9 protein-coding genes and 1 pseudogene are annotated in these 23,703 nt (G+C 37.1%); 5 read left to right on the plus strand and 5 right to left on the minus strand.

The window, feature by feature from the left end; genetic code table 11:
- The first annotated feature begins 155 nt into the window (after positions 1 to 155).
- The gene (locus KVT27_RS17870) at positions 156 to 986 is read left to right on the plus strand and encodes a flagellin N-terminal helical domain-containing protein (protein WP_217581699.1); all 831 of its coding nucleotides are present in this window, start codon (positions 156 to 158) and stop codon (positions 984 to 986) included.
- 39 nt (positions 987 to 1,025) lie between these two features.
- Here KVT27_RS17870 and csaB read toward each other — a convergent pair whose 3' ends face one another.
- From csaB to KVT27_RS17895, 5 genes are all read right to left on the minus strand, one after another.
- Positions 1,026 to 2,105: a polysaccharide pyruvyl transferase CsaB gene (gene csaB / locus KVT27_RS17875; RefSeq protein ID WP_217581700.1), complete on the minus strand. Its 1,080-nt coding sequence runs from the start codon at positions 2,103 to 2,105 to the stop codon at positions 1,026 to 1,028.
- The gene (locus KVT27_RS17880) at positions 2,105 to 4,018 is read right to left on the minus strand and encodes a DUF5693 family protein (protein WP_217581701.1); all 1,914 of its coding nucleotides are present in this window, start codon (positions 4,016 to 4,018) and stop codon (positions 2,105 to 2,107) included. The genes csaB and KVT27_RS17880 overlap by 1 nt, the downstream gene beginning before the upstream one ends.
- Positions 4,019 to 4,038: 20 nt before the next feature.
- The gene (locus tag KVT27_RS17885) at positions 4,039 to 5,595 is read right to left on the minus strand and encodes a putative polysaccharide biosynthesis protein (RefSeq protein ID WP_217581702.1); all 1,557 of its coding nucleotides are present in this window, start codon (positions 5,593 to 5,595) and stop codon (positions 4,039 to 4,041) included.
- Positions 5,592 to 6,314 (minus strand): WecB/TagA/CpsF family glycosyltransferase, encoded by a 723-nt coding sequence (locus KVT27_RS17890; RefSeq protein ID WP_008181379.1) that lies wholly within the window; start codon positions 6,312 to 6,314, stop codon positions 5,592 to 5,594. Before KVT27_RS17890 ends, KVT27_RS17885 begins: the two co-directional genes overlap by 4 nt.
- Before the next feature lie 341 nt (positions 6,315 to 6,655).
- Positions 6,656 to 8,506 (minus strand): S-layer homology domain-containing protein, encoded by a 1,851-nt coding sequence (locus KVT27_RS17895; protein ID WP_217581703.1) that lies wholly within the window; start codon positions 8,504 to 8,506, stop codon positions 6,656 to 6,658.
- A gap of 631 nt (positions 8,507 to 9,137) precedes the next feature.
- On the opposite strand from KVT27_RS17895, the gene KVT27_RS17900 reads away from it, so the two are divergent.
- From KVT27_RS17900 to KVT27_RS17915, 4 genes and pseudogenes are all read left to right on the plus strand, one after another.
- Positions 9,138 to 12,782 carry an S-layer homology domain-containing protein gene (locus KVT27_RS17900; RefSeq protein WP_217581704.1) on the plus strand — a complete coding sequence of 1,215 codons (3,645 nt, stop codon included), beginning with the start codon at positions 9,138 to 9,140 and terminating at the stop codon, positions 12,780 to 12,782.
- Between the two features lie 2,009 nt (positions 12,783 to 14,791).
- Positions 14,792 to 16,618: pseudogene (locus tag KVT27_RS17905) on the plus strand (bifunctional metallophosphatase/5'-nucleotidase); the annotation flags it as partial.
- 93 nt (positions 16,619 to 16,711) lie between these two features.
- Positions 16,712 to 21,220, plus strand: a complete 4,509-nt coding sequence (locus KVT27_RS17910; RefSeq protein WP_217581706.1) for an endonuclease — start codon at positions 16,712 to 16,714, stop codon at positions 21,218 to 21,220.
- A gap of 574 nt (positions 21,221 to 21,794) precedes the next feature.
- Positions 21,795 to 23,687 carry a stalk domain-containing protein gene (locus KVT27_RS17915; protein ID WP_217581707.1) on the plus strand — a complete coding sequence of 631 codons (1,893 nt, stop codon included), beginning with the start codon at positions 21,795 to 21,797 and terminating at the stop codon, positions 23,685 to 23,687.
- Positions 23,688 to 23,703: the final 16 nt, after the last annotated feature.

Below are 23,703 nucleotides of genomic sequence, written 5' to 3' on the forward strand. Positions count from 1 at the left end.
GTGCTTTTATTATCACAGGTAGGTCAAAAGTTTAAAGGGATGAATAACTTTCCTTCAAATAATTAATAAATCCTACTATATTGGAAACTATTACCGATGGAACGTTAAAAAAGCGGAGGATAGACCGATATAAGTGGCAAAAGGGTGGTGAGTAAATGCTAGGTAATTGGTCAGCTACAGGGATGTCGATCCTGAATAATATGAATCGACATTATGGTGCTATGAGTAAAGCAATGTTACGAATTTCTACAGGTTACCGAATCAATAGTGCAGCAGATGATCCAGCCGGTCTTGCCATATCTGAAAAAATGCGTGCTCAAATTCGCGGATTGAATATGGGGGCAAAGAATATACAGGATGGCATCTCATTAGTGCAGACAGCAGAGGGCGCATTAAATGAGACACATGCGATGATTCAGCGTATGCGAGAACTGGCAGTGGAGGCAGCCAATGATACATTGACGGATGAAGACCGGAAACAACTGGATTTGGAGTTCCAAGAGCTGAAGAAGGAAATTCAACGTATATCAACCGATACTGAATTTAATACAAAAACATTACTGAACGGCGATTATGAAACAAATGGGATTAAAATACAGGCAGGTGCCAATGCAGGGCAGAGCATTGAACTGTTGATCAATGGTGTCGGTTCAGAAGCACTAGGTTTGAAAGATGTTTCGATTGCTACGAGGGATGAGGCAGATAAGGCTATATCTTCTATGGAAGACGCTTTAAAACGAGTATCCAATGAACGTTCTCGTCTTGGTGCCTATCAAAACCGTTTGGAACATGCCTATAATGCCAATGTGAATACCGCAGAGAATTTACAAGCAGCAGAGTCACGAATTCGAGATGCTGATATTGCAAAAGAGATGATGAATATGGTAAAAGCCCAGATTTTAATGCAGGCCAGTCAATATGTTTTGGCGATGCATATGCAGCAGGCTCAGTCCGTTTTAAAATTATTAGACGTCGGAAAAAAATGATGAATTTCAATTAATATTGAAATTCATCATTTTTAATGTTTATTTAGAAAAAGTCTCAATCGCTAATTTAGCCGTTGCCGTAGCTTCGTGCTGTAATGGCAGCACAGCCTGACGCATATTTTCTTGAACGGTCGTATACGATTCTAGAATGGCGATCGCTCGTTCGAACAATGTGACACCGTTCCAATCATCCTTTTCGACATGCCCAATTACCGGTTGATCAACAATATCAGCAAATGCATCAATTTTCGGATCATACGAAATGGCGATAAACGGTGTAGCATAAATGGCAGAAAAGATTAGGGAATGTAATCGCATCCCAATTAATAATTGAGATTGTCCAATAACCGCGATTTTTTCCTCAATGGATAAATCGGAAGGAGCAATTAAGCTTTTTTCCTGCATGAGTGCTGCCACTTCCTGAGAAGTTTTTAAATCATGCTCACCATGCATGGGTAAGAAAACAATTTGCTCACCCTGACGCACTAATTGGTCTAGGCTATGTGCAATTTTTTCTTTATACGCAATTGTAGATGGCCAGTCACGAACACTAACTGAAATATAGCTTTCGGCTGTTAGAGATTCATGTTCTAACCATTCACAATGAAAGTCGCCACCGTTTAGCCCCATAACAGGATCCGGGACGATTTTAGCCTCTTTACGTACACCAATCTCTGTTAAAAGAGTTTGGGAAGCTTTATCTCTAACCGTAATTTGATCAACCTTGTTAAAGGTTTTACGCACGATAAATTTACTAAGAGTGTGGTTGATTGGGCCCATACCTTGGGCGTAAACAAATACTGGCTTTTTCAGCCATTTTGCAATTTGAATAACGCCCGCATAGTAAGGAATAGTTTTCATGCCTGTTTGATCCTGCATTAAACTGCCGCCGCCACTAATAAGTCCATCAGCTGTTTTAAGCAATTGGTGGATTTCTTTCATTTTCCAACGATTCACGGCTTTCACGCCATACGTTTGCTCTGTAGCAGAAGGGTTATTCGACAATACAGTGATTTCTATATCATGTTGCCATTTCTTCAAGCCTTGAATAATGGACAACAGAATAGCATCATCTCCGACATTATCGAAACCATAATAGCCAGATAAAACAATGTGCATTATGACCACCTCGCGATTGCCTTAGAAACCCAACGATAACCTACTTTGAAAATTAGGATAAAGACCAGTCCTATAACAAAACCAAGAGACACACTGTATAGTGTACGCAATACAGAAACAGCTACTGGAATGTGTAAATGTGTAAAGGTGTTAACGATTGATAAGAACCCGATCACACCTGGTACGAGTAAGATACTACCCCATTTGCGATTAATGCCCATTACGTATAATGCTAAAACAAAGAATGGGAAACCAATTAAGAATTCCTTCGTTCTTGGTCGTACATATAAGGTATTTTCTAGCCATTGTCTAAACGCTAATTCTAAATCGCTAACTGAGCCAGAGTTACCAGTTCGGCTAATGTAGAATAAACCGATACCCGCCACGACAATTAGTAGAAGTACATGCCAATATTTTAATTCTTTGTTTAACAATGTTACCGTATTTGATAAAGATTTTTTAATATTTTGATCAGCTAGTCGGTTCATCTCAATTAATGTAAATAGGAGGACGCCCATAATTGGAATCAGATAAACTAACTTCACGCCTTTGAATGTAGCAAAGCCTGTCATAAAGGCATTGCCATTTAATAAGCCAATGACAATAACAATCCCGATAAGGCTAATCGCTACTGCCTTCAAGTATTGCACAAGAATTTTAGACATTTTCGTAGAACCTTGAGCCGATTTAATTACGGCATAGGTAGGTGCAAGGACTGCAATAATTAATGCAAATGCCTGTAAGAATAGAGTACTTTTCAGGATAAAGTACGCAATAGCTAGTACTGTCATAAATCCAGCTGCCGCAAAGCGTAGAGGCAACCATTTGACTAATTCTGAAACGATAAAGGTAAATAAAATACCTGCTAATAATACAGCCGCTGTGACCCAGGCTGGTACAACTACCTTATCAAACAGCTTTGGCTCGCCAGGTTGGAAATGATCTGGCATTGCATCGTGTACTCCATTTAAGTAGTCAATTGTTTGCTCCACATTTTCCTTGGCATTACCAGTTGTTTTAATATGGTAGAAGATAGAGCGGATATTACGCTCTTTTACAGCTCTTGTTGTGCGGTCAATACTTTCATTTAACTTTAATTTCGTTTGTCTGTTGATGTTAATACTATGCAAACGAATCATCTTGTAATCGGTCTTTTGGGCGATTTTACTTTCGCCCTTCAATGGATTACTTTCAATTGTATAGAAGTAATAGCCAGCATCACTTAATTTTTCTACTAATTGATGGCCGTCTTCTTGTCCAAAGCCAATCGCTTCATCGCCTTGACCAAGCAAGCGACCTGATGAACCATCTTTTAAAGCTAGTAATTGATTCACCAATTTATCGTTAGCCACTTCATTATCGGCATTTTCCACTTTAAAGACATAGCCTAATCCATGCTTACTAATGACATCCATAGCAGGTTGATCGTAGCCAATTGGTGTTTTTAAGTCAAAGTTATGGTTAGAAGTAGGGAGGAAATAAAAAGCCTCTTCTCCTATTTGAACTTCCTCTGGCTCTACGCTATTTTTGATGAGTTTTTGGTAGTCAGCATTTTCAGGTACTCGAATATAGTAACCACTCTTTGAACGATCAACAGCATCTTTATAAGGTGTAAATAATAATTGTGCTGCTAGGTCGTTTTCTTTATAAACAGTAATTAAATTTTGTTTTTCCATTTCCTTTAACGTTAAAGGCTCTAGACTAACAGTTGTCAGTCCAGCTTCCTTTAAGGAGGAAAGGATTTCATCCATTGTTAAATCACTGTTTTTATCTGCAGTTTGTATTTCATCAAAGGGAATCACAATTTCATAAGAATCATTCGATTGCTCCGCATTCCACCTCATCATAATACCTGTGGAGGAAACGACGAGTAAAAGAACAATAATTCCCCAAAGCCATTTCTGTTTCGACATAAGTGTCCTACCTTTCTTATTTATGAAAATCTTTTTCCGATAACAGGGATTTTCTTTAAATCTTGCTTATGAATAGCTTTCATTACCCAAAGTAAAAGGAAGTATATAGCTCCTCCAACGATGATGGAAATAGTCAGATAGCCCATTGCCCACATACGAGACCCATGTGTAAAATCAAGCCAAAGCGTTGGTAAACCAACGGCTGCTCCCATTACGATCGAAGACACAATCATTTTCACCGTATCTTTTCCAAGAACAGTAAAGCGAATCATACGATATATAAAGACAGTATTTACAATAAATAACACAAAGTACACCAATAAAGTTGCATAGGCAGCACCATCTAGACCAAATGCTTGAATGAAGAAGATGTTCGCAAACACCTTCAGAACAACGCCACTTAAAATAATAAGAGCGCCTGTTTTAGCAGCATTCATTCCCTGTAAAACACCAGTTCCGAGAAGAGTCAGAGATGTAAAGACCGAGCTAAGGTTAATCATGGCTAACATTAAGCTTCCCTCTAAGTCTTTGAAAAGAGCTAGATTTAAAGGCAAGGTTAAGGCTAGCAGTCCAATAGCAGCCGGCCATGATATTAGATGAGTCATACGATGTGTTCGCTCAATAATACTGCGTGTTTCATCCATTTTACGTTCGGCAATCTTAGTAGTAATGAGTGGCACAAGCGGTAAAATAATCGAAGACGCAAATACAGTCGTAATTTGAACTAATGTCAGCCCGCGGCCATATATTCCGTAAAGGAAGCTAATTTCACTTGCGTCAGCGCCTGCATTTCTCAAGCCATATGTGACTGTAAATGAATCTACAAAGTTAAAAAGTGCCATTGTAACAGAACCAATTGCAATTGGAATGGAGATCTTTAAAATAGTCTTACTATATGTGGAGAAATCCTTGCTAGAATATTTTTCCTTGCTCGAAACTTTTACCGAAGAACGGAAATATTTATAGAGTAAATAAACAAGTGAACCGAGTGCCCCAAGGACAGAACCAGCCATAATTCCACCAGCTACAATGTCATTTGAATAATCCATCCCAACTAGCAAATATGCAACAATTAAAATTAACGCAACTCGAACTAACTGTTCAATTACTTGAGAGATAGCAGTAGGTCGCATATCTCCAAAGCCTTGGAAAAAGCCACGATAGACGGCCATATAAGGAGCCACAAGTAATGTCAGTGCCACAATAATTAACGCAATTTCTGTTGATGGTCCACCAAGTGCATTCGCTATCTGTGCTGAAAAACCGTAAATGATTGTAAAACTAATGACGCCAAAGGATAGGGCAAGGATTCTTGCGGTCACATAAATTTTCTTTATTTTGGCAGTATCCTTACTTGAGTTGGCCTCCGCAATCAATTTAGAAATAGCAATAGGGATACCCGCAACAGATAAATACAAAGCTACCATATAGACAGGATAGACAAGACTGAAAATACCCAGTACTTCGTCACCAGCAATATTTTGAAGGGGTATACGGAAAATGCTTCCGATTACCTTAGAAAGTAATGTCGCAATCGTTAAGACGAGTGTACTTTTGACAAATGTTGATTGACTCATTTTGCTGTGCCCTGCCCTCTAAGCTTTAATGAGAAAACCTTTAAAGCAAAACGTGGAAGGACGAGCATTCTTATAAATCGACTTGGCTGGCGAAGTAATCGATAAAGCCACTCAAGATTTAACTTTTGCCAAATGACTGGTGCACGCTTCACGGTGCCAGCGATGACATCGAAGGAGCCACCTACACCAATAAATACGCCCTTTGAAAACTTGTCCAGATTTTCAGTAATCCATTTTTCCTGTCTCGGTACTCCTAAAGCAACAAACACCAAATCAGGTTGTAAGGCTGCGATATCATCGGCAATGTGATTGTTATTCCAATCAAAGAAGCCATCATGATAGCCAACAACTTCAACATTTGGATAATTCTTATGAATATTGGCAATGGTCTTTTCAATTGTTTCTTTTTGTGCACCCAATAAATAAATTTTAAAGCGCTTTTGTTGACCAACCTCCAACAGTTTCACCATGGTATCATAGCCTGTCACACGCTCTGGAAGTGAATCTCCAAGGATTTGAGCAGCCTTAACCACACCGATGCCATCCGCACAAATGTAAGTTGCCTGATTTAAATATCCCTTCACAGTAGGATTTTCATTTGCCTGCATGACAACTTCAGGATTGGCTGTCACAACGAAAGTTTTTTCTTGCTGTTCAATACGATTAACAAGTAGATCTACAAACCCCTGCTGACTAATATGTAAAAAGGGTACGCCCATAATCGTTACATGCCTCATATAGTGTTCAAACCTTTCTGTAATTCCTTTTTCACTGCAATCTATCATACCATAAAAGCAATATTGACAGGAAATTTTCGATAATAGTTCACCTATTGATATAGGCTGCATAAAAGGGGATTCATCGTTATAAAAAGGGTAATCCCCTTGCACAATACAAGAAAATTAAATTAAAAAATGCACTAATTTTTAGGAGGAAAAGGTATTGATCCTAAAAGGGCGATTTGAGTTTCTTCTATTATATAGTGTTTTATATTCGTGTCATGAAGACAACAAAAAGAGTGCGAAACAATATCGCACTCTTTTTAGATGATCGTGGAAAATCATTTTTTCACAATATAATCGCCGTGCACCCAGCCGGTTTTGCCATTATAGATAACCTGATACCAGGCACCATTTTTTATGAATTCGCCTTTATCATCTACTGCACCGATAATAAAGCCATTTGGTTTAACTGTACCTAGTATAGCAGCTGTTGTTGACGGTTCGCTTCGAACATTGAGCGTGATGTTCATGTTAACAATCTGTAAACCATTTTCTAGCTGAACATAATCATCAAACACCCAGCCCTCTTGCCCATTGACGCTTATTTTGAACCAACCACCATTTTCTCCAAGTACTTTGAAGGATGTATCTTTAGGTAAATTCGTCATTATGGATGCAGCATCTGCAGTATTAGGATACGTTCTCATATTGAGATTAGTTGTTGCCTTTCCGATTGCCCCAGCTATATAGGAATCTAAAGCATATTGCTTCGTAGGGCTTGGTAAGGATGGAGCGGAAGGCTGACCCTGATAAGCTGGAACATCAAACACTAAATTCGTTGTCGTATGTGCACCAACTAATTCATAAATATCATAAATCTTTTTCGCCTGAATGACTGCCCACATTACATGTGTAGCATATTGATGGACGGTTGGATTATCAGGGTTCCAGCGCATTTTATATAACGTATCTTGTCCTTTACTAATATACTGATCTTTGACAAATTGTGCCCCACCGATAATCGCATCCTGCACGGTAAACCAACCATTTGTATAAGCACGCTCAGCACCAAATTTATTAGCATCTGCATCAATAGCACCAATACCATAAGCATTATACGTTTTCTTAATTGCGGTTAAACTGTCTCTATTTTCAGGAGTGACCATCACTGGCTTTCCACCCGTATCTAAGCCTACCTCAATGCCATTCATAAGCGCAGAGGCACCATTAGCTGTTTCATGTAAAGCATGTGATACCAGATAGATAGCATTTACATTATTATCGACACCCGCCTTAATAAAGGCATCAGCCGTACCTGCTAAGCTTCCTTTATTAGCAAGTACCTTGTCATTTAGTTCCTTGGCATTCAGATTATTGACCACAGTGGATAGTTTTAAAAATTGATAAAAAGATGGGCTTTCCTGCATAACGCTCTTTGGGTGTACATAGTATGACACTAGTGCGTTGCTAGCAGTAAAAATGCCAGCACCGTCGACCTTTGGATTATTGGCAGTTTGTTTATTAACCACCGAGGAATAGTCAAATGAGTAATTCGTCGTTATATATTCCTTTCCACCAGTTTCTGGTGCTTCTAAATGAATTAAACGATAGAGAACGGTCGCTGCTTCAGCACGAGTTGTTTGTGCAAGCGGTGCAAATTGATTACTTGGCTTCCCTACAAGTAGCCCTGATGTTACGACAGCTTGTACATCAGCATAGGCCCATTTGGCGATACGAGCATTGTCACTAAAGTTAATAGGGGAGGAAGATGTAAGGATGTTTTGATAATTGAGAGCTCTTTTTAACATAGCCGCCATTTCCTGACGATTAATATGTGCGTTCGGGTTGAATTTGCCCTGCTCGTCACCTTTAATCAGACCATGATAGCTCGCTTGCTCGATTACTCCGTAGTACCAGTCGCCTTTCTTTACATCTGAGAAGGTTGCTTGACTAGAAGCAGCTGGCAAGTTAAGCGTTCTGACTAGAAATGCTGCGAATTCAGCTCGAGTGACGGCATCGTTTGGACGGTAATTGCCAAACTCGTCACCCTTCATTAAATCGTTCGTAATAAGATAGTTCATTTCATGATAGGCCCAGTGCTTCGAAATATCTTCTGCTGAAGCGGTAGTAGGCGCAAGATAGAGCATTCCTGCAAGCACTGCCCCGTAAAGAGGAAATTTTCGTTTCATGTTTCAAGCTCCCTTCAATAGCTGATAATTGTTCTATCAAACTACCAAAAGTGTAACACAAAAAAAGGTAATCTATTATTACAACATAGGGACAGATAGATTTAGCTAGCATTTAATAATGAAGAAACTCTTAAAAAGAGAAGGAAAGAGGTGGAATTCGCTAAAAAGCTCTACCTATGTTTCTTTTTCTTTACAAATATAACTAAAATATTACGGGAATCTTTAATTTTTGACAATTTAGTAACCATTCCAGAAAATGCTTGGTTATTATGGAGAGTCAGGTATAATAGGAAATGGAACTATATGTTACCAATACATTTGAGGGTAAAATTAGTTGGAAGAAAGTAGCCATCTAGTAAATACCATGGTAAAAAAATCTTCTATATCTAAATTTATGTCCCAGTGCTTGAATTTCGGAAAAGATAATGTTATATTATTGTAGAAAGTGAATAAGCTTACTAGAATGGTATTCTACTACTCTTTTTCTAGTAACTTTACTAAGAAAATTTGCTTTAGTTTTGAATTATTCGAGAAAGCTATAATACATAAATTTAGGCAACTAATTATGGTGATACTATAGTTTTCATCGGAATAATATCAATTTTTAGGAATATTAGGGAGGAATAAATTAATGGCAAAGCAAAACAAAGGCCGTAAGTTCTTCGCGGCATCAGCAACAGCTGCATTAGTTGCATCAGCAATCGTACCTGTAGCATCTGCTGCACAATTAAACGACTTCAACAAAATCTCTGGCTACGCTAAAGAAGCAGTACAATCTTTAGTAGACGCTGGTGTAATCCAAGGGGATGCTAACGGCAACTTCAACCCACTTAAAACTATCTCACGTGCAGAAGCTGCTACAATCTTCACTAATGCTTTAGAATTAGAAGCAGAAGGCGCTGTAGACTTCAAAGACGTTAAAGCAGATGCTTGGTACTACGATGCTATCGCAGCAACTGTAGAAAACGGAATTTTTGAAGGTGTAAGTGCAACTGAATTCGCACCAAACAAACAATTAACTCGTTCTGAAGCTGCTAAAATTTTAGTAGATGCATTCGGATTAGAGGGTGAAGGCGATCTAAGCGAATTCGCTGACGCTTCTACTGTTAAACCATGGGCTAAATCTTACCTAGAAATCGCAGTTGCAAACGGCGTTATCAAAGGTTCTGAAGCAAATGGTAAAACAAACTTAAACCCAAATGCTCCAATTACTCGCCAAGACTTCGCAGTTGTATTCTCACGTACTGTTGAAAACGTAGATGCTACTCCAAAAGTTGACAAAATCGAAGTAGTTGACGCTAAAACTTTAAACGTTACTTTATCTGACGGTACTAAAGAAACTGTTACTTTAGAAACAGCTTTAGAGCCTAATAAAGAAACAGAAGTTACTTTCAAAATTAAGGATGTTGAATACAAAGCTAAAGTTACTTATGTTGTAACTACAGCTACTGCAGTTAAATCTGTATCTGCAACTAACCTTAAAGAAATCACAGTAGAGTTCGACGGTAAAGTTGACAAAACATCTGCTGAAGATGTTGATAAATATACTGTTGATAGCTCAATTGAGTTAGATTCAGCTACATTATTAGAAGATGGTAAAACTGTCCGTTTAGCAGTTAAAGAAGTAAACGGTAAAGTTTTAGAAAACCAAAAATCTTACAAACTTTCAGTGAAAAATGTTAAAGCAGGAGAAAAAACTATTGATGCTACTAATGTAGCTTTCACTCCAGTTGATAACACATTACCTGAAGTTTCAGAAGTGAAATCTCTTGGAACAAAAGCTATTAAAGTAACTTTCTCTGAGCCAATTAAAAAAGCTTCTACAACAAACTTCAAACTAGATGGTAAATCATTCTTTGGTACTGTTGATGAAGGTTCTCGTGAGTTAATCTTAAAACCTTATTCTTCTACAGACTTATCAGTTGGAAAACACAAATTAGAAGTATCTGGTGTTGAAGATTTCGCAGGCTTCAAAGCTTTAACTAAAGAAGTTGAATTTGAAGTGGCTGAAGATAAAGTTGCTCCTACTGTTAAGAGTGTAAGTGCTACTCTTGAAAAAGTAACAATTACTTTCAGTGAAGAAGTTGATGCAGACACAATTTCTAAATCTAACATCTACTGGATGTCAGGTTCAGATAAAAAAGCTGCAGGTTCAGTGAAGAAAATTGCTGGAGATGTTTATGAATTTGACTTCTCTGCAAATGCACTACCTGGATATGAAATGACATTGTTCGTAGAAGGTGTTAAAGACTACTCAGGTAACCAAATTACTGAAACTCAAGTTAAAGTAAAAGCTGAAGTAGATCAAACTCGTCCAGAAGTTACTGAAGCTTCTATTAACAAAGTGGATAACAAAAAAATCACTCTTAAATTTAACAAACAAGTTAAAATTGCTGTTGGTGATACTAAGTACTTCACTTTAACAGATAAAGATGGTAAAGTTGTTCCAATTAAAACTGTTACTGACGAAACTGGAACAGGTGTAAACAAAGTATTTACAGTTGAAGCTTACGATGCATTAACAGAAGGCTACAAACTAAAAGTTGTTGGAGTACGTGATACTACAAAACTTCAAAATACAATGAATGATGTAACAGTTACTATTACTGGTAAAGATACAGTTGCTCCAAAATACGTATCTAACTCTGCAAATAGCAAAACTCGTACAATCATCGTTAACTTTAACGAAGAAATGGATTTAGCAACACTTGCTGATTCTAAAAATTACCTTGTTACAATTAACGGAAAACAACAACAACTTCCTTCAGGTACAGAAGTAACTCCTGTACAAGGTGGTAAAGCTGTTCGTATCATCTTCCCAGAATACATTGGTAATGACCTAGTTGGAATCAACGATTCTACTAAAGCTGCTAATGTAACATCATTTAAATTATTAGCACTTAAAGATGTTGCTGGTAATATCGTTGAGCAATTTGGTGGAAATGATATTCTTCCAAATACTGCAGCTGCAACATTAACTGCTTATGATGAAAACACTACTGATAATGCAAAATTAACTGAAAAAGGTATTGTAAAAGTTCGCTTTAACCAACCAATTGGTAAAGCTGCAGTTTCTGACTTTACTTTAACTGGTTCAAGTGTATCTATTGCTTCAGTTGAAACTGATGGTTCAGATCTTGTAACAGTAAAATTATCAGGTGAAGTAGGTAGCACAGGCTTTACAAATACTGCATTAGATGCTTTAACATTAACAGTTAAAGCTGATAACAAAATTACAACTACTTCTGGTAACAATGTTACTGGTGCTACTGTAAATGTAAAAGATGCTGTTAAGCCACAAGTAGAATTAACTAAGGATCAACATCGTTTGGTAGTAAATAGCAATAAGATTGAATTACCATTCAGTGAGAACTTAAAAGCTGTTGATCAGGCTAATTTCAAATATGATTTAGTAGTTACAAATGTAAGAACTGGAAAAGTTGTATCTCCAGCAGAATACGAAACAGCTCTTAAATCTTCTAAAGCGAATATTATTGAAATTGAATTAAAAACTTCAACAAACGATGAATATAAAGTAAGTGTGAAGAAAGATGCTTCATTCATTGGGGATGAGGCTGGTAACAAAGCAGTTTCATCTTCTGAATATTCAACTGCTGTAGGTGCTATTGACACAGTTGCTCCAACAGTAACTAACATTACTTCTACTATTGCAGATGGAACATATAAAATTGGAGATCTTATTCCAGTATCTGTAACATTTAGTGAAGCTGTAAATGTTACTGGTGGTAATCCAACTTTATTATTAGAAACTGGTGCAACTGACCGTGCTGCAACTTATGCATCTGGTTCAGGTACAAATACACTAGTATTTAATTATACTGTTCAAGCTGGTGACGTTTCTGCTGATCTTGATGTAGAAGCAAGTGCAGTAATCACATTAGCTGGTGCTACAATTAAAGATGCTGCAGGTAACAACGCTGTATTAACACTAAAAGCTCCTGGAACTTCAGGTTCATTAGGTGCTAATAAAGCTATCGTTATTGATGGTATCGCACCTGCTGCAGCTGTTTCACCTACTGCTACTTTAAAAGCTATCACTGGTGTTGCTGCTTCTGTTGAAGCTGGTTCAAAAGTGACAGTTTATGATACTGCAACAGGTGGTAACCTTGTTGCTGGTACTGATGTAGTTAGCGCTGATGGTTCATTTGTATGGACTGCAACTGCTGATTTAACTGCTGGTACTAAATATTATGTTGAAGTAACTGACGCTGCAGGTAATAAATCTGTAACTCGTACAGAAGTAACAGCTTCTTAATAAAACTAAACGAAACGTTACTCTATAAACTGATTTATTCGGTGAAATGAGTGGAACTGAAAACCCCATGTTTTGCATTAAGCAATAATTATGGGGTTTTCTCTCTAACTGTTACTTCCAATTGACAGGTGAAAGTCCTGTTCTTGTAAAACAGTCAGTCTACAAGTACCTAATCCTCCTGCATCCAGTGCTGTGCTGAATGACACAAAAGGGATGAAGTCAGGTAAAGTCGTATCCGGTAGTACCGGGGCGGGGTTCTTTAAAAGATTTCTATGGTTAGGCAGACGAATCCATGTAGGCAGGGTAAGCTAATGTATGGTGCGAAATAAAGCTAGGAGCTCACTGTATATCCCTATAGATGCAATGCTATAGTGGCGATCGATGAATTGACTGTTAAACCGGTCGTTCTTATTCCTGGATAGTGGAAACCTAAGGAAATCAAAATAAGGGATGGAAGTAGTGGAACGTTTGAAGTCTTGTTAGAAGAGGTGTGTCAGCACCAGTGAGGCTAATAAGATGGCAGCGGGTTTGTAGTAGTGTGGATCGCTAGCCGTTTGGACTTGTATGGTAACATAGGAGAAGGGTAAAACTAGCAGGAGCGAAGAAACCCAGTCAGTGGTAGATCTATAAGAAACTTATTTCCCTAAAATTTGTTTCTTTTCATTTTTAAACTTAGAGACAATCATATTATATGATTGTCTCTTTTTTTATTTTGTATTTACTCAATGAAAGAAAGTAAACTTTGGATAGAAGAATGCTCATTCAAGTTAATATAGAGAGATTCCATGTATATGTTTATTATATTTCTTAACCAATGTAATCTGATTTTTAATACAAACCTTTTCTTAATAAAGCAATAGCAAACTCTTAAAAGTTTAACTTCTAAGTATTTAATGTTTGAATAACTTTAATGAAAAAAGGAGATGAATAAGTAAAAATCATTAGGTAGGTTCAATATGGAATTTTATAAAGAAAAAGAAATCTTTTGCTACAGTTGTCGTAAAAAAACTATATTTACTTATAGAGATACGTATAGAAAGAACGGGGTAGACAGTCATTGTAGTGAATGTTCTGGGATTTGGTTTGAATGGCAAAATAGAGCTGTTGAGAGGGAAATGGAAAAGTGGATTGACTATAATAAACAGCTTATCAAATGACTGATAGGTTGTTTATCAATATTTAATCGAGAAGTTTATATTAGAAGCTCTGTAAAGAAAGTGTGTTGCTTTGAAATGTAATTTGAACAAAAATGCATTGCAATCCTTTATTTTGCGTTAATAAGAAGAATCCCTTTTGAAAAAAGATTGATCAAAAGGGATTCTTCTGTAGCAGTTTTAAGTTAGGTTTTATAAGTTTGATTATTTCTACCTGTGTTGCTCCAAAATCGCGCCCTTTAATGGAATAACTAAACTTCATTTTGTGGTTTTTAAGTGTGTTTCCAAACATTCATTTGAGAGCGTTCTTGAGGGTTAATTTGTATTGTTTATACATCTTTTTCACACTAAAAGAATAAACCTATTTTTGCTTACTTTCTTTTTCAGTAGAGCAATTCATAAGAAAGGACTTACCTTCGGGTGAGTCCTTTTCTTTTTTCTATCACTTTCCTGTGTGATTCTTTTTACGTTTATTTAGAAACTATATTTATTCCCCATCCAAAGAAGAACCTCCTAAACTGCTTTCATTTAGGAGGTTCTTCTTTTTATTGATCTATTTTGCCGGCAGCATGTTGGAACTGTAAATCTATTGATAATATTTTTTAAAATTTATCAAATTTTCTATGATAGCTATTACATTACTAATATTACAATTTATTTACATACTATAGATACTATAAAAATAGTGCATTAACATTACTATGTTTACATATATATTGTAGTGGGGAAATAAGTTTTGAATATTTAGACTATTGATGGCACGCCGTATGCGATGAAAGTCGCCTGTACGGTGTAGGCCCAAACCGAAAGCCCAGATAGAGAGATGTGGTATAAGGTGGGAATGGCAATAAGCAGTTTACTTTGTCGTTAATGCATTCGAACGACACGCATGCTAATTTAGCGAATATCGCTAGAAAGGTAACCGCTGTGAAGGAGGTTAGAGCTAAAAAACCGAACGCATTATTATTAGATGCTGGTGATGTTTTCTCGGGAACTTTATATTTTAACGAATTTAAAGGACAAGCTGATTTAGCGTTTATGAATTTAATGAAGTATGATGTCATGACTTTCGGGAATCATGAATTTGATTTAGGCGCTACTCCTGAGGGACATCAAGCCTTAGTTGATTTCATTAAAGGCTCGCAATTCCCATTCGTTTCTTCTAACGTTGATTTTTCAAAGGACACAAAGTTCACAGGTTTATTTACGGATCTTATTTCTAGTGAGCCTCAAAACGGAAAAATCTACAATGGAATTATTAAAGAAGTGAATGGAGAGAAAGTAGGTATTTTCGGATTAACAACGGCTGAAACGAAAGATATATCGTCTCCAGGAAGTATTGCGTTTGAAAATTATATTACAGAAGCCAAAAAAGCAGTCAAAGCCTTTGAAGATAAAGGTGTTAATAAAATTATTGCCTTAACGCATATTGGTTATGATGATAATCCAGCGTATGATAATGATCAAATCTTGGCAAAATCTGTTGAAGGAATTGATGTGATTGTAGGCGGGCATAGTCATACCCAGCTAGATAAACCTGTTGTGGTAGATAAAAATATTGCTGGACAAGCAAAGGATACTACATTGATTGTTCAAGCCTATCAGTACAATGATTATTTAGGAACTTTAGATGTTACCTTTAATAACAAAGGAGTTGTCGTTGCGCATAATGGGGCTTTGTTAAAAGTAGCTGATTATGTAGAGGATGCGCAAGCGCTTGCAACATTAAAACCATTTAAAGATAAAGTTGAAGAACTTTCTAATACAGTGACTGGGGCAACCGCAAGTATTGCCTTAGATAATCCTCGAACAGGTGGAGATAATACAAAACCGAGTGTTCGAAAAAATGAAACTCCGTTAGGCAATTTAATTACAGATGGAATGCTAAAAAAGGCTAAACAGTATAACAATGATGTCATTTTGGCACTTCAAAATGGTGGGGGTATTCGAGCTGGTATTAATCAGGGGCCCATTACAGTGGGGGAAGTCATAACGGTACTTCCTTTTGGTAATACTTTAGCGACGATGAGCCTAACTGGCAAAGAATTAAAAGAAGCTTTAGAAGTGAGTGTTGGACAATATCCAGCTGAAAATGGTGGTTTCTTACATGTTTCGGGTGCAAAGGTTGAGTTCGATTCATCTAAAGCAAAGGGTCAACGAATTGTTAAAGTTTCATATATGGATGGACAAGGGAAATATGTAGAGATTCAGGATAATGTCACGTATACAATAGCTACAAATGCGTTTACAGCTAAAGGTGGAGATGGCTATGATGTCTTCAAAAAAGCATACGAAGAGGGCCGTGTGACCGATTTAGGTTTATCAGATTGGGAAAACCTAGCTGAGTATATTACGTCTCTTGGCACAGTCAATCCAAAAGTTGAGGGAAGAGTTGTAGACGTTTCCAACAGTCAAGTACCTGACGAAACTATTGCTGAAACTGAATTCTCCGGGACAGTTACTACCCCTAAAGTATATGAAGGCAATGTAACAGTTGATATTAACAATATTTCAATCTTAGAAAATGCTGTAGTGAAGGGTCATTTAATCATAACAGGTACTGTCACAAATGAATTATCATTTGTAAATGTGAAAGTAGAAGGAAATCTAGATCTTTCCAAAATAGATGTTGATAAAGTGGATTTCGATGGAATCACAGTGAATGGAGAAACAATTCTATAAGTTTAATTGCAAAGCCTTCTATTCAGAGAGTAGAGGCTTTGCAATTAATTTTTACAAAAAAACCTTCCTATAATTGAAAGGAGAATTAACTTGATGTCCAAGAAGAATTGGAAAAAACCCGTAAATGCCTTTTTAGCAACCACACTAGTAGCAGGCGTTGTCGCACCAATAGCACCACTTACAGTTAAAGCTGAAACATTTGCAAAGGATTTAATTATTTCAGAGTATATCGAGGGAAGTTCATTTAATAAGGCAATTGAAATATACAATGGTACGGGCTCACCAGTGGATTTAAGTAATTATACATTAGAGCTTCATACAAATGGTGCAGTGGCCGCTGATAAAACAATGAATCTATCAGGTGTTTTAGATAATGGAGCAACGTATGTTGTCTATCATAAAGATGCTGATGCTGCTATAAAAGCAAAAGGGAATCTTGAAAATTCGATTGTTATCAACTTTAATGGCAATGATCCAATCGTCTTAAAGAAGTCCTCGGAAATAATTGACTCAATTGGACAGGTGGGCTCTTCAGCAGATTTTGCAAAGGACGTCACATTAGTAAGAAAAAGCTCAGTCCTTTTTGGGGATACGAATATCTCTGACACGTTTAATTCAGGTTCAGAATGGACGACATTCCCCAATAATGATTTTTCAAATTTAGGACAGCATACAATGGATACAAATGTTGACCCCGAAAATCCAGGGCCAGTCGACCCAACGGACCCTGAAGTACCGGTTACTCTGTCGATTGGTGAGGCAAGAGCGAAAGGTATTGGGGAAACAGTAACGATTAAAGGTAAAGTAGCAGCGACCTTGAAAAATACAATCTCTGTTCAAGATGAAACCGGTGGTATTGCTGTTCGACCTACTAGTCTAGCTATGACAGTTGGAGACGAAGTAACGCTTACAGGTAAATTAGCGGACTATAGAGGGTTATTACAATTAGATAGTGCTACAATTATTGAAAAGGTTGAAAATACTGGTGCCCCTATCCCTAAACTAGTAACAGGTGCTCAAGTGAGTGAAGAGAATGAATCACTGTTAGTAACAGTAAAAAATGTAACGCTAACAGATGTGAATCAACAACCAGGCTTTGCTAATTTTACGGCAAGTGATGGTACTAATTTTATTGTGCGTGATGAAACAAATACTCTTGGATTGACTAAAGATACTATTTATGAATCCATAACGGGGATTGTTCAAGAGTTCGATAAAGCTTATCAAGTGATTCCAAGATCAAAAGCGGATATCGTCACGGATAGCTCTACTTTAAAACCTGCTATCGCATCACCTGGAAGCGGGACATTTATTGGAAAAACTAGCGTTACGTTGACTACAACTACGGCAGAAGCGGAAATTTATTTTACAATAGATGGTTCTGATCCAACTGTTGAAAGTCAAAAATATGAGGCACCGATTGATATTACTGAAACTACTATATTAAAAGCAGTGGTCAAAGCGAAAGATGGTACTTTAAGTGAAGTGGCTACTTATGAATATACGCTTACTGATAAATTACAAATTCATGATATTCAAGGTGCTAGTCATACCTCTTCGTTCAATGGTAAAACTGTTGAAGGAATTGAGGGAATCGTAACCTACTCCTTTGCGTTAGGAGGAAACAATTATTATACAATTCAAACTCCTGATGAATGGATAGATGATGACCCGAATACATCGGAGGGAATTCTTCTATATAGCGGAAACAAGAAATTACCACTCAGCGTCGGTAACTTAGTTTCTGTGAAAGGACAAGTAAGTGAGTATGCTTATGATGGATACGATGATAGGCAGCAAACAGATTTAAAAACAACACAAATTAATGTTCGGGACGATCAGGGTGGAAAAGTAGACGTTATAAAAACTAGTGTTGCCTTACCAGAACCTATTAAAATCGATCCATTAAAAATGTCTTTCAATAACATTGACAGCGACCAGTTGCAAACGTTCAACCCAACCATCGACGCCATTGATTTTTGGGAAAGTATTGAAGGTATGCGTGTTGAAGTAGGGGATGTAAAAGCTGTTGCACCACAAGAGCATGGTGATTTAGTAACGGTACTAAAAGATGAGCAGACAAATACTCTCCATGGTGGTGTTCGGTTTGAAGAAGGTAATGCAAATCCAAATAGAATACAATTTCGTCTAGAACCTAATGGCACTGCACGTGACTTTGAAGTAGCGACAGGTGATACCTTTAAGGGTCCTATTACAGGTATTGTAGGTTATTCCTATCAAAACTTTAAAATTTATGTTCCATTAGATGAAATGAAAGCAGCTCATCAAAAAGGATCTACATCACCAGAGAAAACAAAAATTGTAAAAGCTGATGATAAACTAACGATTGCTTCATACAATCTAGAAAATTTCTCCAATAATAAATCGTCCACAACTGACGAAAAGGCGAGAAAACTAGCAAGAGCTATCGGGATTGATATGGAAAGCCCGGATATTGTTGGTGTAACAGAGGTACAAGATAATAACGGGGCAACTGTAGGTGATTCGAAGGCAGATCAAAGCTATAAAAGATTAATTGACGCTATTAAAGCAGCAGGTGGCGTCGACTATCAGTATGTTAATATCGATCCAATTAACAATCAGGATGGTGGCGCACCTAACGCAAATATACGCGTGGGCTTCCTTTATAACCCAGATCGTGTGAAGCTGAAGGAGGGCATGCCAACAGGTAATGCTACTACAGCAGTGGGCTATCAAGATGGTAAATTAACATTGAATCCAGGACGTATTGATCCAACAAATACAGCGTTTAATAGTAGCCGTAAACCATTAGCTGCTCAATTTGAATTCCAAGGAGAAGATGTAGTAGTCATCGCAAACCATTGGAATTCAAAATCAGGTGACACACCATTGTTTGGTGCTATACAGCCACCTCAAAATGGTAGTGAGGTACAACGCAAAAAAATTGCACAAATTGTTTATGATTTTGTCAAAGACATTAAAACAAACAATAAGGATGCAAATATTGTCTCTTTAGGTGATTTTAACGACTATCAATTTGCAGAGGCTCTTAAAATTCATGAAGGTCAATTAATGATCAATATGATTAATAAAGTAGATGACTCTGATCGTTACACATATGTATATCAAGGAAATTCACAAGTATTAGACCATATTTTAGTATCCAATAATTTAGTTAATAAAACTGAGATTGATATCTTGCACATAAATGCAGACTTTACAGATATGGCAGGACGTGCAAGTGATCATGATCCAGTCATGGTTCAAATTGATTTGAAAAATGGTTCAAGTGTTGAACCAATACAGCCTGAAACAATCTATAATTTTAAGAACTTTAAAACTGATAAATTGACGATTACGAAACCGAGTGTGGCAGTATATTTAGATGCTCAATCTGTTATTACAAAGGGTATATTCTTAAAAGGCAACTATGCTGAATTACATGGTGAAGGATTTAAGACAACGGATGTAATCATAATTCCTGATAAAGCAGGAGCAATTATTGATCTAAAAGGTAATGCTATGAAATCTATAACGATTGACGGTTCGAATGTGAAAGAAATTAGAGGGGCTGACAAAATTGAAATCCAATCAATAAAGTATATAAATGGTGCGGCTCCTGAGAAAATCAAATTTACTAATTCAAAAGGGGATCCCATTGTGGATCCTTCTTTACCGTCTGAAAATAAGCAACCTACTATTAAAAAGCCTATTACAAACAAAGTGATAGCAGTTGGAGAAGTCATTAATATTCAATTAACTGATCATTTCTCTGATCCAGATGGTGATGAATTATCGTTTACTGCTACGAAAGGTTCTATAAACGGAAAGACACTCACGCTTCATTTAACAGAGGGCAGTCATATTGTTGGGGTGACGGCTTCAGATGGCAAAAAAAGTGTGACTACAAATTTCAGTGTGACAGTATCTGCAGCCAATGATTATTATGCAGGTGCAATGAATAAAGATGGACAGGCATTAAAAAGTGCGCTTCATGACATCATTTCGAAGCAAAAAGTACTTTCTTATAATGATGTTTGGAACGCCATAAAATATACAGATGAAGACCCAAATAATTCGAGTAATGTCATCTTATTTTACTCTGGAAAATCTAGCTCTAAAACAAATAGCGGTGGAAATGTCGGGAACTGGAATAGAGAGCATACTTGGGCAAAATCCCATGGTAATTTCGGAACTAGTAATGGACCTGGAACAGATATTCATCATTTACGCCCAACGGATGTGCAGGTTAATAGCTCGAGAGGAAATTTAGACTTCGATAATGGAGGAAGTCCAGTTACTGGTTGTACGGGTTGTCTGAGGGATTCCGATTCGTTCGAACCGCCGAAACGTGTAAAAGGTGATGTTGCTCGAATGCTGTTTTACATGGCTACGCGTTATGAGCCAGGAGATAAGGTTGATCTTGAATTAAATGATAAAGTAAATAATGGCTCGGCACCTTACCACGGCAAACTTTCTGTCTTATTGCAGTGGCACAAGGATGATCCAGTAGACGACTATGAAAGACAAAGAAACAATCGAATTTATGAAATCCAAGGTAATCGTAATCCATTTATCGACCATCCGGAATGGGTAGAAATGATATGGAAATCAAAATAAGTCATATGATGCTATATATTTTTCTATGTTTTAAGTCAAAACATGCAATCAATGAAATCAATAACTATTATAAGCACTCTCAGCTGAGGGTGCTTTCCTTATATCGCCATCGTCCACCCCAGTTAAGCTTTATTCCGTATTTTAGGAATGAAGCTTTTTTTAATACAAAACACGAGAATAATCCACCATTTTCTCCAGGCTATGTAACTTTTTTAAATAAAAAGAGTCTACTTTATAAAATAGTTTGCTAGTTGTTCTAATAATATCGGCCAATCTAGTTACCTATCAAATACTATCTATATATCGGTATGAATCGCATAGAAAGCAGCTACATCATTGCTTTAAAATTTACTTCAAGGGAGGGTATATATAAGGATCTAGTAAGGAAGAAAACAGTTTGCAAGAAAATATACTGGCATTTTGGAATATCATTTACTTGATATGAAGCTTTTGAAGGAGAGAGGTTAGAACTCTAGTACCGAATTCTACTTTTTTCGATAAGAATCCCACATTTTGGGGTTTTTTCATGTTAAGATGATAAAGACAATTTTGAATGTAAAAAAAGGAGAATAGCATGTTTAAGAAACTAAGGAATACATGTATTGTATCAGCGGTTGCTTTGGCTACAATTTTGCCTGGACAAGCATCTGCATCAGCAATTAGTAACAATGGAATTCAGATAAAAAACAATGTTTCGATTACAATTAATGGAGAGACGATTAGTGTCTATGACCCTATTTTAAATAAATCGGATTTCTTACTATTACCAATGCGTGCTTTATATGAAGCGATTGGTGCAAATGTGGATTGGAATAAAGAAACACAGACTGCGTCAGCTACTCGTAACGGGAAGATTGTGGATTTAAAGATTGATTCGATGACGGCTTTAGTAGATGGACAAGAAGTAGCGATGGATGTCGCACCGTTTATGTATAAAGATCGTACTTATATGCCATTGCGTTTCGTTAGTGAAAATTTTGATGGCTATGTTCAATGGGACCCAGAAAAACAATCGGTAGATATTACAATGTCAGATGATCTGCCTGAAACGCCTCAGGAAGATCCTTATATTTTACATATCAATAACAAACGTATCGTGATGAAAGATCCTATTATTATGAAGGATTCAAGATCTTATTTACCAGCTAACTATATTTACGATTATTTAGATGATTCTGCGGGTGCATGGCTCCCAGACAATTCCTTTGAATTACAAATTGCTGGGATGAGCTTTGTTTTCAAAGATAATAGTAATGAGGTTCTTGTGAATAACGAAACGGTAACATTAACTGAAAAACCGTTTATTCAAAAAGGAAAAATGTATGTGCCTATTACGTTTCTTGTAAATGCGCTAGGTGGTAATCTACGTTATATCAGTGATAAAAAAGAAATGTATATTTACGTTTACCGTTATATGTACACAAGTTCATTCCTTGAAAAATCTTATGGCTCTACATCATCGCCAGCAACTGTTCCTTCTGCTCGTTTAGAGGGAGATCGTGATTTATTTATTAGTGATAATCCTGAAACGTTAACGCGTAAGCTTGTGCCAAAGAATAATGTGACGCTTGCCCAATATGACGTGAACTCAACGGCAGTGACGAATAAGCACCGTGTCTTTGGGTGGCATTACAATACACTAGGCACAGATGTTAATATTGGGATTACGGTTCAAAACAAGTCTACGACAGAAAGTATTAAAGTTGTAGATTCAAGAGGTATTAACCAAAAGACAGGTAATAGCTGGGTAGGGCATGATATTGGTTTGACAATTGCTGATGCTACCTTAAATAACAAGCTTAAAAAATCAGAAAGTAGCGGACTTGTCATTGCACCAGGAGAAACAAAGGTCATTGAAACATACGATCTACACCATGATTATATTATTGGTTTTTTACATGATTTAGATATTCAAGCGGTCAATGGTGGAAAACCAGAGTATATGATTCGCACGGTGCTTACAAAAGATAATAGTGATTTAACAACGATTCAATCGGAGCAGGTTGCCATCGATGAGTATGCAAAGCATCCAAGAGGTGCTTGGCCAAGCGCTACAATTCTAGCAGAGCTACCTGCCTATACGGTAGATTCGCCGGAAGTCGGCTATAACATTTCGAATGGCCGTACTGACCATCTACAAACAGCTGAAAATTCATTTTCACAAATTAATGGAGCAGTCGGAAATCCAGGTCATTTCGGTATGAACTACAAGGTGTCAATTCCTGTTGTAAATCCAACTGGGTCTACAAAAACGATTAAGCTGAAACTTGCTGGTCGCGGAGGCTTATACAGTGGTGCAATTAAGGTGAATGGTAAGGTTCATTTAGTGCCTTCTTTACGAGTAGGAGAAGAATATGTGGAATTGCCTGATTACGAAATGAAAGGTTCATCAGGCACGATTGAATTAGAACTAATGCATGCTGGTGGTGTCAATCTTCCAGTAGCTATCTATGTAGAAACAAAATAAAGAAGTCACTGGCACG

This window comes from Lysinibacillus sp. GbtcB16 (assembly GCF_019091145.1).
Lineage (GTDB): Bacteria > Bacillota > Bacilli > Bacillales_A > Planococcaceae > Lysinibacillus > Lysinibacillus fusiformis.